The sequence below is a fragment of the Thermococcus sp. genome (assembly GCF_026991495.1).
In the GTDB taxonomy this organism is placed as follows: Archaea; Methanobacteriota_B; Thermococci; order Thermococcales; family Thermococcaceae; genus Thermococcus.
In genome coordinates this window covers 13,860-27,059 of sequence record NZ_JALXBJ010000014.1, presented here as the reverse complement: position 1 = coordinate 27,059, position 13,200 = coordinate 13,860, and the positions used below count along the sequence as shown (strand labels likewise).

Genomic DNA, 13,200 nt, shown 5'->3' with positions numbered 1-13,200 from the left:
GCCTCGCCCCTCGCGTAAGAACCAAAGAGGACGACCTCAACTAAGTCGTCACCGAGTATCTCCTTCAGCTTTCCCTTTACCCCCCTCAGGATTTCGAGGAGTTCCTCCATGGGAATGACGGGCATCGTTCTTCCTCCGGTACAACTTCGGCGTTCCTAACTTAAACCTTACAGCATCAGGTCCTCCCTGCTCAGGTAGCCCTCGAGGTAGAGGCCACCGAGGAAGGCCTGGCCGACGTTTATCCCGTTGTCCCCGCGCGGAACTTCCGTTGTAACTTGAAACCTCAGCCCGGAGGCTTCAACAGCTTTTCTAATCGTCTTCACGATAAGCTCGTTGTAGGAGACTCCACCGCTTACCGCGACATCTTTAACGCCGAACTCCCTCGCTTTCTCTACGGCAAGGCCTGCGAAGGCCCTCGCGAGTGCTAAGTGGGCTGAGTAGGCTATATCCGCGGGAGGTGCCTTCTCAACGGCATCAAGCGCCTGGACGAAGAGCTCCTCAACCTTTATCAGCTCCCCTTCTACCGGGATTTCGAACTTCAGGTCGTTCTTGCCCTTCATCGCAAAGCTCTCCAATTTCATCGCCGGCTCGCCCTCGTAGTGCCTCCTGTAGGCGACGTTGAGCAAGACAGCGAGCGAATCGAGAACCCTTCCCGTCGAGGATGCGTAGGCAGTGTTCACCCCCTTGGCGAGCTGGTTGAGGATAACGCTGAACTCGACCTTCCCGTACTTGAGGCTATCAACCGCTTTGGGGCAGCAGTGGCTTATGACTCCTTCAAGCTCCTCGATGGAGTAAACCTTGTTAAGGATTCCCATCAATGCCCTCAGTGGATAGTAGCTCGCCAAATCACCGCCGGGAAGCGGGTAGTAGTCTATGTGAGCTAACCTCTCAACGTCCTCGTAGCTCAGGTAGAGAACCTCACCGCCCCAGACGTTCCCGTCGGTTCCGTAGCCGACTCCGTCGAGGGCTATCCCAACGGCGGATTCGAGGTTCTTCTCCGCCAAAACGCTCGCTATGTGCGCGTAGTGGTGCTGAACCTGGAGAAGCTCAACACCCATCTCGTTGGCGAGTTCCATCGCCAATTTCGTCGTGTTATAAGCTGGATGGAGGTCGGCTACGATTAAGTCGAGGTCTTTAACGCGGAGAATTCTCTTGAAGTGCGCTATCGCCCCGCGCATGAACTCAAGAACCTCGAGCTTTCCAGTGTTGCCTATGTACTGGCTCGGGTAAACCTTGCCGTTCTTTGCAACCCCAAAGGCGTTCATAAGCTCAGCCCCAACGGCTAAGCCGCGGTAGTCGAAGGGGATCTCTATCGGCAGCGGCACGAAACCTCTGCTTCTCCTTATCACGGCCCTCCTCCCGTCAACGAAGCGAATTACACTGTCGTCCGCCCTGTTGGCTATTTTTCTGTTGTGCAGGAGGAGGTAGTCTGCCATTTCCCTGAGCTCCTCAAACGCTTTCTCGTTGTCCTTTACCATCGGCATTCCCGGATAGTTCGCTGACGTCATCACGTAGACCTTACTCTTGCTCCAGTGGAAGAGTATGTAGTGCGTTCCCGCGTAGGGGAGCATGATCCCGATGGTGTGCAGGCCCGGCGCGAGGTTCTCGGGCAGGGGGAAGGGTTCTCTCTTGCGGAGCGTTATTATCGGCCTCCTGTAGCTGGTGAGTTCTTCTTCCTCTTCCCTGCTTACGTAGGCGAAGCTTTTAACGGTCTCAAGGGAGTCGGCCATTATCGCGAAGGGCTTCTGTGGTCTGAAGGTTCTCTTCCTCAGCTCGGCAACGACCTCTTCGTTGGTCGCGTCGCACGCTAAATGTATCCCCCCGATTCCCTTTATCGCCACTATGTAACCCTTATCTATTAGCTCGGCCGCTTTCCTCAGCGGGTCGCCGGTTAGTTCCCTTCCATCGTTCGTGTACAAGCGGTAGCTCGGCCCGCAGACGGGACAGGCTATCGGTTCAGCGTGATAGCGCCTGTTTAGGGGATCCTCGTATTCGCTCCGGCAGAAGTCGCACATGGGAAATTCACGCATCGTGGTATTCTCGCGGTCGTAGGGCAGGTCCTCGATTATCGTGAACCTCGGGCCGCAGTTGGTGCAGACTATAAAGGGGTACATGTAGCGCTTGTTGGTTGGGTCGAAGAGCTCCCTCAGGCAGTCGTCGCATATCGCTATATCAGGCGGGATTATTGAGTCGCCGCCCTTACCGCCCTTCGAGCTTCTCTCGATGTAGAACTCCGGGAAGCCCTGGGGCGGGATTTCCTTCCTCTCAACGCGGTCAATCCTCGCCAGCGGCGGCTTCTTTCGGTGTAAATCCCTGAGAAAGGCCTCGATGTCCTCCTCCCGGCCCTCCACGACGATCTCAACTCCCGCATCTCCGAGGTTCTTGACGTAGCCCTTGAGGTTGTGCTCGTGCGCTATCCTGTAGACGAAGGGCCTGAATCCGACCGCCTGAACGATTCCCTGGACGTGAAGGTGGTAAGCCCTCATCCTCTCACCTGTCCCTCCTTTGCAATCGGAGGCTTTATAGGTTTCCAAAACCAAAAGTTGAAAACGATAGGGGAGTTTTGAACCTTTGGTGTTCTACCCAACCGGCAATCCCTCTGGAGTCGTCACCCTTCTCAGCCCTGCAACCCGGTCGAAATCCGAATCAAAGCTAACTAAAGGAATGCTCTCCTTTAGGCGCGTTAACGCTATGAGAGCGTCGTTGGGAAGGAGTCCGGATTTGTTTACGAGGTCAAAGAGTTCGTTTGGATTAGGATCGACTTCCAAAATCTGGAAGAGTTCTAAAAGCTCGCGGATTGGAGTTAAATCAACGTTCATCTTGGGCAATTTTCTTTTCAGGTCATAGGGCCTCATGTTGGTCGTGAGCCTTAAGTAGCCGAAGATGACCTCGGAGAGAACCACCCAGCTGACGGCTCCCTCAACTTTTCCTTCAAAGACTAAATCCAAGAGCGCTCCTGCCTCGCTCTCTCCGCCTAAAAATTTAAGGAAGAGGTTGCTATCATAGAACGCCCTCATTCTCGATCTCCTCTATGACCTTCTCGACGTCTTCCTTTTTGAAGATGCCAAAATACCTTCGCGGGGCCCTTTTCTTGATGACTACCGTTACCTCCTCACCTTCCCTGAGATTTAGGCTTTTAAGGGGCACTAAGACCCCTTTGTGGTAAACTGCCCTTACCTCCTCCATGTTCCCACCGTTCTATCTTGCGCTCTCATCGTATTTATGCCTCACTAAAACAAAACGCCGTACTTGTAGAAGATGTTGCAGGTTCCCTCGTAGGACACCATGCACGGCCCTATCGGGTGCCTCGGCGTGCAGGTCTTGCCGAAGTGCGGGCAGTCGGTCGGGAGAGCTAATCCCCTAAGCACCGCCCCGCAGAGACAGCCCTTCTCAAGATCCGGAAGGCCCTTGGGCACCTCAACCTTGTAGAGGTTCTTTATGTCGAGTTCCTTCCACTCGTCCCTCAGCTCAAGCCCCGTTCCCGGGAAGATTCCCAAGGCGCGCCACTTCGCATCCACGATCTTGAAGTACTTGTCAATGAGCCTCTGCGCTGTAACGTTTCCCTCGTACTTAACGGCCCTCTTGTACTCGTTGATAACTCGCGCGTCGCCTTCCTTGTACATCCTGACGAGGAGGAGAATCGCCATGAGTACGTCGTTGGGCTCGAAGCCGGCAACGACCTGCGGAATCCCATAGCGCTCGCTCAGGAACTCCCAGCCCTTCACGCCGATTATCGTCGAGACGTGGCCTGCATCTATGAGCGCATCAATCCTGCTCCTCTGCTTTATGAGAACCTCAACCCCTTGCGGAGTGAGCCTGTGGGCGGAGTAGATTTTGAAGTTCTCAAGACCCTCGTTTACGACGGCGTTTATCATTCCCGCTGTTGGCGCGGTTGTGGTCTCGAAGCCGGGACTGAAGTGCACCACGGTCTTGTCGGGGTTCTCCTTGGCTATCCTGTACGTGTCGAAGATCGAGTAGACAATGCGCACGTCGTAGCCCTCGCTCCTCAAGTCTGCAAAGCTCCCCATGGCCGTCGGTATCTTGTACATGTCCCCGAAGGTTGTCAGGATTATTTCCTCTCCCTCTTCCCTCGCTTTCCTCATTATGAGCTGCATCGCCACTATGTCCTCTACCGGCGTTATGCAGACTGGACAGCCCGGCCCGCTCACGACCCTGACGTTTTCAGGGAGGAGAGAGCGGATTCCGGAACGTGTTATCGTGTCCTCATGGGTTCCGCAGACGTGCATTATCCTTACTTCGCCGTCTAAAGTTTTCGCCTCTTCCTTGATCTTCTCCACGAGCTTTTGAGCTATTCCCCTATCCCTGTAGGGCTGGACTACCTCTTCGATGCCCATTTCAATCACCCGGGTAGTAGTAACCTCCTATGGCCTCCTCCTCGGCTTTAAAGACCTCGTCCCAGGCGTTCAGGATTTCCTTGGCGGTCTTTTCGTCCACGCGCTCTATTACGAATCCCGTGTGTATCAGGACGTACTCACCAACCTTGACATCGGGCATCAGGTCTATCCTGGCCTCCCTCCTAACGCCCCCGAAGTCGACCCAGGCAGTCCCCTTCTCGGGGTTCACCTCAAGCACCTTCGCAATCGTCGCGAGACACATCTTTCTCACCGTCCAGAAATAACATCGACCTTTATTTAGCCTTTCTAAAACCTCAGGTTTTCAACCAGCGAGAAGGCCATCTCGACTTTCTCCCCGCGATGGTATGAGCAGTGCTCCAGCGTTTCCCTGGCCTCCTCCTCACCCACCTTCTCAAGGACTATGCCGTAGTATATCGTCACGTAGTCGCCGGGCTTGACGTCCCTGACGAAGTCGAGCTTTGCTTCCTTGAGCTGGCCTTCAACGTCCACTACCGCTCTATCTCCACTGACCTCGACAACCTTTCCAGCGAGCATCAGGGCCATGGTTATCAACCAAAGGTTAAGGAAAAGGATTTATATTTCTTGCTCTGACCAGTCAGTCAGGTGGTTGCCGTGGAGGACATGATGAAGCAGATGGTGAAGGGGGTTAAGAGCAGGTACGGCTTTGAGGAAACCCTTGAGAGGCTGAAGAAGAAGACCGAGGAAGTCGGCTGGACTGTTATAGGTGAGTACGACTTTAGGGAGAAGGTCGGGCTTAAGTTTGCCATCATCGAGGTCTGCAACAGGGACTTCGCCACCAGAGCGGTCAGCAAGCCGGAGAACCGCTGGGTCTCGGCGATGATGCCCTGCAAGTTCTCGGTTATAGAGATGCCCGACGGGGTTTACGTCTTCGGCATGAACATGGGGCTCTTCGCGAAGATGGTTCCCGGTGAACTGGGCGAGCTCCTCTCCGAGGTCGCTGAGATAGACGAGAAAATAATTTCAGCGGTTCTTTGATTAAACTATTACTTTGCTCTCTTTTCACGTTTTTCAGTTCTATTCCCGCGCACAGAAAAGTTTAAATCACTCTATGGTCATAACTGTCCAATAGTTCAATGACCGTTCAGTCAGGTGTGTCAGAATGTCCATAAAGTCCGCCGGAAAAACGAGGGAAAAGCTGGTTTTAGCGGCAATGGAGCTTTTCGCGAGGAAGGGCTTCGATAAGACTACCGTAGACGAGATCGTGGCAAAGGCGGGCATTGCAAAGGGCACTTTCTACCTCTACTTCAAGAGCAAGGACGACCTGATCAAGGAGCTCGCCTTCGACGTCATGCCCATCATGTCGATGCCCTCCCTAAACGATCCCTATATTACCGTTAGCTACCCGACCCTTGAGGGCTACCTCCTCCAGCTCGGAAGGGAGTTCCTCGAGTTCTACTCCACCAACTACCGGGCCGAGATATTCTTCCACATGCTCTCTGTAAAGGAGAGGATGAAGGGGATAGACGAGATCTACGCCCAGGCGTGCTCCGAACTTCTCAGGGAGGGGGCGAGAAGGGTGAGGGCCTACGTTAAAGTTGGTTTTGAGGACGCGCTCATAGCGTTCCAGATGTTTTTGGCTTCCCTCATGCACTACCTCCATTCCGGTGAGTGCTTGGGCTTCTCTGAGGAGTACTACCTAAAGAAGATAACCGCCGCTGTTATACACCATCTAAAACTTTCCGCCAGTGTATGAAATGTTTAACATTTTTGGGTTTGTTTAACTAAATGTATTTACATGTTCAAAAAAACTATATAAACCATTAATTCCCACCCTTAATGACTGGTCAGTCACTACAAGGGTGATGCCCATGGCAGAGAAGTTGGTGCCTGTTGTATGCCCGTGGTGTTCCGTGGGCTGCCGCTTCTACGCGGTCAGCGCCAACGGCTACATCAGGAGGATAGAGTTCGACTACGACCATCCAACGATAGCGAACAGGGGCAAGCTCTGCCCCAAGGGGGTTGCCTCCTACCAGTTCATCAACAGTCCCCAGAGGCTTAAGAAGCCCCTCAGGCGCGTTGGGGAGAGGGGTGAAGGAAAGTTCGAGGAGATAAGCTGGGAAGAGGCCTACAGGATAATCGCCAGCAAGATTAAGGAGATCAAGGAAACCTACGGCCCGGAGGCAATAGCGTTCCTCGGGAGCGAGAAGATAACCCTCGAGGAGAACTACCTCGTCCACAAGCTCTCCAAGGCCATAGGAACCAACCACCTCGACTTCCCTGGAAGGTACTGCCAGTACTCGAACAGTCCCGCAAGGATAGCACTGTTTGGAACATCGGCCGCGACCAACCCATTCGAGGACATAGCAAAGGCCGAGCTCGTTGTGTTCTGGGGCCACAACCCGGCCGAGACTGCTCCCGTCCTCTTCGGTCAGTACATCGAGAAGGCCATCCTCGACAACAACGCCCCTCTCATCGTGATAGACCCGCGCTCAACCAGGGGCCACAAGTACGCCTCGCTCCACCTCAAGCCCTACCCCGGAACCGACTTAGCGATAGCGCTGGCCATGCTCAACGTGGTTATAAGCGAGGGGCTCTACGACAAGGACTTCGTCAGGGAGAGGACTACAGGCTTTGAGGGGCTCAAGGAGTCCGTTAAGGACTACACGCCGGAGTGGGCGGAGAAGATAAGTGGCGTTCCTGCCGAGCACATAAGGAAGGCCGCGAGGCTTATCGCAACGAAGAGGACTGCCTTCTTTGTGAACGAGGGCGTCAACCAGCATATAAACGGCCTCAACACTGCCATAGCCATAGCGGACCTCATAGCGATAACCGGCAACATCGGCAAGGAGGGTGTCTGGAGCGGGGTTATTCCGGGTGCCCAGTGCGGTTACTGCGTGGCAATGACAGGTGTTGCTCCGAACAAGCTCCCGACCGGTAAGTTAGTTACTGACGAGGCTGCCAGAGAAGAACTTGAGAGGCTCTGGGGTTTCCCGATTCCGGACTGGGTTGGTTTTGACCTCACTACGATGGTCAGGGAGATTGGCAACAAGATTCGCATGATGTACATCGTTGGCGGCAACATCGCCAAGTCGATGCCGAACAGCGGATGGGTTCGCGAGCAGCTGGAGAAGCTCGACTTCCTCGTCGTGCAGGATATATTCCCAACTGAAACGGCCGCCTACGCAGACGTAATACTCCCAGCGGCCGCCTGGTTCGAAAAGACAGGGACGGCGATAAGCTTCGAGAGGCGCGTTCAGAGGACGTACAAGGCCGCCGAAGCGCCTGGGGAGGCGAAGCCTGACTGGCTCATCATCGTGGAGCTCGCTAAAGAGCTCGGCCTCGGTGAGTACTTCAAGTACAGCCATCCGGACGAGATATTGAGGGAGATCAACAAGGTCATACCCGTCTTCAAGGGGGCAACGCCCGAGTACCTTGCGGAGCACCTTGAAGGATGCTTCTTCCCGTGCAGCGAGCCAGGAGAGGGAACGAAGGTTCTCTTCAAGACCGCTTTCAAGACGCCCGACGGAAAGGCCCACCTACAGCCGGTTACTTGGCGCGAGCCGCCCGAGACCCCGGACGAGGAGTACCCGTTCTGGCTCACCAACTTCAGGCTCGTTGGCCAGTGGCACACTGGAAGCATGACCTTCGAGAGCCCGAGCCTGAAGAAGCGCTGGCCCGATGAGTACGTCATGATAAACCCGAAGGACGCCAAGAAACTCGGAATAAAGACCGGCGATCTCGTGAAGGTCTCAACGAGGCGCGGGAGCGTTCTCGTCAGGGCTGAAGTTACCGAGCACATCAGGGAGGGCGTCATAGCGATGCCCTTCCACTGGCAGGTCAACTTCCTCACGCTGGACGAGATCAACGAGAAGACCAAGATGGCCGAGCTGAAGGCTGTAGCTGCCAAAGTCGAGAGGGTGGAGGAGTGAGGTGGTTGAGATGGCCCACAAGAAGATTTTCCTCGACTATAAGCGCTGCATTGGCTGCAAGGCCTGTGAAGTGGCCTGTGAAATGACGCACGGCAACGCACGCATCAAGATATTTGAGTTCCCCGATCTCTTCACGGTTCCATTCAACTGCCGCCACTGTGAAAAGGCACCCTGCCTGAACGTCTGTCCAACCGGGGCTCTATTCAGGGATGAGGATGGGGCAGTGGCATTCAACCCGCTCAGCTGTATCGGCTGCCTGATGTGTGCCGTTGCCTGCCCGTTTGGCGTTCCCAAGCTGGACGAGGAGAACAAGATCATGGAGAAGTGCGACCTCTGCGCCGACAGGAGGGCGGAGGGCCTTCTTCCTGCATGTGTCTCAGCCTGCCCAACTGAGGCCCTTAAGTTCGGAGAGATAAACGAGGTGCTCTGGGACAAGGAGGGCAAGGTAGTAGCGAACCTCAAGAGCTCGGCAGAGAAGGGCGAGGGCGAGAAGGCCCTCATCGTCCTTTGATTTATTTTTTTACGAAGGAAACCAAGGGTTAAAAACCAACGGGTGATGAAAGGTGAGCGGAGAAGTGTTCCTCGCATCGGCCCTGCTGCCGTTCCTGCTCCTTCTCATCTACAAACTTGAGGGTAGAGCCGCCGACGGCATTGCCACGACGATAATGGGCATTGCCCTCCTCATAAACGCCTACGGAACCTACGACTTCTTCCAGGGAGGGGCAGGGAAGGTCTACCACTACGCCTACGCCAGCGGGGGCAACCTCGGGGAGTTCTTCGGCCTGAACGTTGACGTCGCCTCTGTTCTCGTGGGCTTCACATCAATACTGCTCAGCTTCCTGATAGTCCTCTACACAGCCGACTACTTGGGGCCGGCCAACAGAGCGTTCCCGATCGGGAGAGGCAAGGGCAAGTTCTACGCCCTCTTCGGCCTTCTAACGGGCTCTTCTATGGTATTCATCTACGGCACGAACCTCGTTCAGTTTCTGGTTGCCCTCGAACTGATGGCCATAGCTCTGCTCTTCCTCGTCGACTTCTACGGAAACGCCAAGGGACCGGCCATCAAGGGCTTCCTCGTGCTGAACTTGGCAGTATTCCTGCTCCTCGGAGCGGCTGCGATTCTCGGCGGCTCTCAGGAGCTGACAAAGATGGGCTCAGTAGCCCAGTCAACCAAGGATACAGCATTTGCCCTGCTGATCTTCGCGGCGCTGGCGATGAGCTCCCAGCTGTTCTTCTACTCGTGGCTTCCCGATGCCACAGCGGGCCCGGTTCCGGCTTCAGCGTATATACACTCTGCCTCAATAGTCCCGCTCGGGAGCTTCATGCTCTTCAGGGTCATACAGTACATGAACCCGGGCAAGGACGACTTCTGGCTGCTCGGCCTCCTCACGGTGGCGCTGATATTCCTGATGATGATCTACTACCCGCTCCAGACCGACGGCAAGAAGCTCGTTGCCTACTCCACCATAGCCCAGGCGGGCGTTGCGTACATAATCTTAGCTTACGCACTCCTCGGCCACGTCGAGGGACTTCAGATTGCAGTTTACCAGGTGGTCAACCACGCCTTCGTCAAGGCGCTGGCGTATCTGAGCGTTGGTGCCTTCGCTTATTCCCTCGGAATAACGGACTTCAGCAGGATAAGGGGCATAAGGAAGAGCCTCCCGTGGGCAAGCGTCGGCTGGTTCCTGAGCTTCCTCGGCCTCGCTGGGGTTCTGCCGCTTGGACTGTTCTTCAGCAAGGCCTTCACAATAATGAGCACCAGACACGCCCAGGGCGTAGCCTCTTGGCTCTTCCCGGGAACGGTTCTCTTCGACGCGGCGATATTCCTCGTGGTGGTACTCCTGTGGTTCAAGGGGATGTTCTTCGGCGAGCCAGAGCCAGAAGCGGAAGGCCACTCGACCAAGCTGATGTGCGCGGTGATGATAACTCTGATCCTCATCGGCATAGTAGCGCCCTGGGTCACCCTGAACGTTGTCATGAAGATCGGGTTTATGGGGTGATGCGAGATGTTCATGGAATACGCCCTCGGAGCGTTCATCATTGGTGGTCTGCTCGGCTTCATTAAGGACTACAAGGCATCTGTGAAGGCTTCGAGCTTCATGGCACTCATAGGTTCCCTCGCGCTCCTCGGGGAGGTCTACAACGTCTACACGAACGGCCCTGAGAGACTGAACCTCTACAGGATACCCCTCCACATCACCGCTACATCCAACGTCTTCCTCCTGATACTCGGCATCGTCGGAACGGCAGCCTCGCTCTACGCGATAAGCTACATGGACATCTTCGAGAGAACCGGCAAGGGCTGGGTGTACGCAATAGCCTACAACACGTTCCTCGCGAGCATGGCGCTCGTAGTTACGGTAAACAGCATGGAGTACTTTGTGATGAGCTGGGAGCTTATGACGCTCAGCTCGTTCATACTGGTGTTCTTCAGCGAGAAAGCCAGGGACGTCGGTGCAAGCGTCAAGTACTACATCACGATGCACTTCCTCGACACGATACCTCTCTTCTTAGCACTCGGTACGGCCTACTCACTCGTCGGGAGCTTTGAAAAACTCAGCTTCGACAACATCGCCACCGCCCTCGCGAGCGCTCCGGCCCACACCAAGATTGTCTTCGGCGGACTTCTCCTGATAGCGTTCATGGCGAAAGCGGGAATAGTGCCCTTCCAGTTCTGGGTTGCCGAAACCTACCGCGCTGCACCGACCAGCGTCTCGGCTGTTATGGCCGGTGCAATGGAAAAAGTGACCCTCTACGGCCTCATAGCCCTCGTCTGGAAGCTCGTTGGAACCACCTACCTCCTAGGAATAGCCATAGCCCTCCTCGGTGCGACAACGCTGACCGTTGGAACGCTCTACGCCCTCAGGGAGACCAACGCGAAGAGGCTTTTGGCTTACCACAGCATCGGTCAGATGGGCTACATCTGGCTCGGCATAGGCATAGGAATGGCCCTCATACCGAAGGGAGGTGCCCTCGCTGCTATAGGCGCACTCGGAGCCTTCGCTGGGCTCTTCCACGCACTCAACCACGCGATATTCAAGGGCTCCCTCTTCCTCTCGGCTGGAGCGGTTGAGTACAGGACCGGAACAGTTGAGCTTGAGGAGCTCGGCGGTCTCGGAAGGCAGATGAAGTGGACTGCCCTGGCGGCCCTCTTTGCCTCGCTGGCAATAGCGGGAGTCCCGCCCTTCAACGGCTTCATAAGCAAGTGGTTAATCTACGTTGCCGGCTACCAGTCCAAGGACTTTCTGCTGGCCTTTGGGGCCCTGTTGGCGGTCTTCATCAGCGCGGCAACGCTCGCTTCGTTCGTCAAGTTCTACGGAACCCAGTTCGGCGGCGAGATGAAGAGATACAAAGAAGTCAGGGAAGTGCCCGGAACGATGCTCCTGGGCCAGTGGATTTTAGCAGGTCTAACGCTCTTGATAGGCGTCTTCCCGGGAACGGTAACCGGAATCCTCAACGTCTTCAACGCTCCAATAAAGGACGGCGTTTACAGGATAGGCTTTGGCTCGGTGCTCTTCAGCCCGGTGCTCTTCATAGTTCTCGTGGCAGTCATAGCGGTTGGCTTCTACCTGAGCTTTAGGCCCGAGTACGGCAAGGAGGCAACGCCCTGGGACTGCGGAACAACAGCTTTGAACGAGGACGAGTACAGGGTGAGCTCGGAGGGTTACTACATCAAGTACGAGGAGAAGATCGGCTCCTTCTACCGCTTCAGCGACTGGTTCTACATGATCGGCGAGGGAATAATCCGCTACATAGTCAGGGGATACATGTGGATCGCCAGCTACTTCGTCAAGATAGTGGACACGCCATACACCAGGATTGAGACCCTCGACGACCTCAGGAGGGGCCGGGTTCTCAACGCCGACGAAGAAGCACTTAAACCGCTCATCAGGTTCCTCAGGATAGCCTGCGACGTGCTCCCAGGGATAAGGCTCGGAACCTTCGTGGTGATAGCCCTGATCGTCGTTGGGGCGGTCATAGGAATACTCATGGCGCTGTGAGGTGATGAAAATGGCGCTCGACATCGTTAAGCTCGGCTTCAGCCTCGCCGGCATCTTGATAATGCTGCTCCTGCCCCCTTACCTGGACGGTATAGCGAGACGTGTGAAGGCCCGCCTCCAGTACAGGCGCGGACCACCGCTCATGCAGACCTGGTACGACCTACAGAAGCTCTTCGCGCTCCCGTCCGTCAGGCCAACTAAAAGTGCCCTCTTCACATGGGCACCCTACATAGCCCTCGCCTCGGCGATATCAGCTGCACTCCTGCTTCCCTACGGCAACGTTGTTCCAGTGGACTTCGGCTTCAACTTAGTCGTGTTCTTCTACGTCATCCTGATGGTCAGCGTCGCCCTGATGTTCGCGGGCTTGAGCGTCCAGAACGCCTTCAGCCACCTGGGCTCGGCGAGAGAGATGCAGATAGTCCTCACCGTCGAGCCGCTGATAGCTGTGCTCTATGGCGTCCTCGCCTACAACGCGGGCTCACTCAACATAGCCGACATAATAGCGAACCTCCACGCGACGCCCTCAGTTATACTGACCTACATCCTCCTTGCCTATGCCCTCTACGTCGAGAGCGGCTTCGTGCCCTTCGACATAGCCGAGGCCGAGCAGGAGGTAATCGGCGGCCCGCTCACAGAGTACAGCGGAAGGCTCCTCGGTGTCTTCTACTACGCCATACACATCAAGCGCTTCACCCTGCTGTGGTTCTTCGTCAGCCTGCTGACGCTCCCGTGGCTCGGCCCGATAGGCACGCCGGGGAGGGCAGCGCTTGCCTTGGCTTTACAGTTCATCCTAACGGTGTCGTTCTACCCGGTCATAGCGGCGCTCGAAGCGACGAACGCAAGGCTCAGGATAGACCAGGTCGTTAAGATGAACACGAGGGCGTTCTTTGCCGGGATTATAATACTCGCGATGGCGTTCATGGGGTGGTGAAA

Annotated in this window: 13 protein-coding genes; 7 read left to right on the top strand and 6 right to left on the bottom strand. The window is 55.6% G+C overall.

The genetic code is table 11. The features are described from left to right. Window positions 1-167 precede the first annotated feature (167 nt). From hypF to MVB78_RS01395, 6 genes are all read right to left on the bottom strand, one after another. A complete protein-coding gene (gene hypF, locus MVB78_RS01420; RefSeq protein WP_297487103.1) occupies window positions 168-2,486 on the bottom strand; it encodes a carbamoyltransferase HypF in 2,319 nt (772 codons plus the stop codon). Window positions 2,487-2,579: 93 nt separating this feature from the next. Further along, window positions 2,580-3,017, bottom strand: coding sequence for a PIN domain-containing protein (locus MVB78_RS01415; RefSeq protein ID WP_297487101.1), 438 nt, complete (start codon window positions 3,015-3,017; stop codon window positions 2,580-2,582). Next, on the bottom strand, window positions 3,001-3,186 hold the full coding sequence (locus MVB78_RS01410) for an antitoxin family protein (protein WP_297487098.1): 186 nt from the start codon (window positions 3,184-3,186) through the stop codon (window positions 3,001-3,003). Before MVB78_RS01410 ends, MVB78_RS01415 begins: the two co-directional genes overlap by 17 nt. A gap of 44 nt (window positions 3,187-3,230) precedes the next feature. Next, complete coding sequence (gene hypD, locus MVB78_RS01405; protein ID WP_297487095.1) at window positions 3,231-4,355, bottom strand: hydrogenase formation protein HypD; 1,125 nt, start codon at window positions 4,353-4,355, stop codon at window positions 3,231-3,233. A gap of 1 nt (window position 4,356) precedes the next feature. After that, window positions 4,357-4,617, bottom strand: coding sequence for a HypC/HybG/HupF family hydrogenase formation chaperone (locus MVB78_RS01400; protein ID WP_297487110.1), 261 nt, complete (start codon window positions 4,615-4,617; stop codon window positions 4,357-4,359). A gap of 44 nt (window positions 4,618-4,661) precedes the next feature. Continuing rightward, window positions 4,662-4,919, bottom strand: a complete 258-nt coding sequence (locus MVB78_RS01395; RefSeq protein ID WP_297487109.1) for a HypC/HybG/HupF family hydrogenase formation chaperone — start codon at window positions 4,917-4,919, stop codon at window positions 4,662-4,664. Window positions 4,920-4,979: 60 nt separating this feature from the next. Here MVB78_RS01395 and MVB78_RS01390 point away from each other — a divergent pair, with 60 nt between their 5' ends. The 7 genes from MVB78_RS01390 to MVB78_RS01360 all read left to right on the top strand — a co-directional run bounded on the left by MVB78_RS01390 (window position 4,980) and on the right by MVB78_RS01360 (window position 13,198). After that, window positions 4,980-5,372 carry a DUF302 domain-containing protein gene (locus MVB78_RS01390; RefSeq protein WP_297487093.1) on the top strand — a complete coding sequence of 131 codons (393 nt, stop codon included), beginning with the start codon at window positions 4,980-4,982 and terminating at the stop codon, window positions 5,370-5,372. A 124-nt stretch (window positions 5,373-5,496) separates the two neighbouring features. Then, the gene (locus tag MVB78_RS01385) at window positions 5,497-6,090 is read left to right on the top strand and encodes a TetR/AcrR family transcriptional regulator (protein ID WP_297487091.1); all 594 of its coding nucleotides are present in this window, start codon (window positions 5,497-5,499) and stop codon (window positions 6,088-6,090) included. 109 nt (window positions 6,091-6,199) lie between these two features. Further along, window positions 6,200-8,266, top strand: a complete 2,067-nt coding sequence (locus MVB78_RS01380) for a molybdopterin-dependent oxidoreductase (protein ID WP_297487088.1) — start codon at window positions 6,200-6,202, stop codon at window positions 8,264-8,266. A 10-nt stretch (window positions 8,267-8,276) separates the two neighbouring features. After that, on the top strand, window positions 8,277-8,777 hold the full coding sequence (locus MVB78_RS01375; RefSeq protein WP_297487086.1) for a 4Fe-4S dicluster domain-containing protein: 501 nt from the start codon (window positions 8,277-8,279) through the stop codon (window positions 8,775-8,777). Between the two features lie 52 nt (window positions 8,778-8,829). Further along, a complete protein-coding gene (locus MVB78_RS01370) occupies window positions 8,830-10,266 on the top strand; it encodes a proton-conducting transporter membrane subunit (RefSeq protein ID WP_297487084.1) in 1,437 nt (478 codons plus the stop codon). Window positions 10,267-10,272: 6 nt separating this feature from the next. Next, window positions 10,273-12,267 carry a proton-conducting transporter membrane subunit gene (locus MVB78_RS01365; RefSeq protein ID WP_297487082.1) on the top strand — a complete coding sequence of 665 codons (1,995 nt, stop codon included), beginning with the start codon at window positions 10,273-10,275 and terminating at the stop codon, window positions 12,265-12,267. A 4-nt stretch (window positions 12,268-12,271) separates the two neighbouring features. Continuing rightward, window positions 12,272-13,198, top strand: coding sequence for a respiratory chain complex I subunit 1 family protein (locus MVB78_RS01360; protein WP_297487079.1), 927 nt, complete (start codon window positions 12,272-12,274; stop codon window positions 13,196-13,198). Window positions 13,199-13,200: the final 2 nt, after the last annotated feature.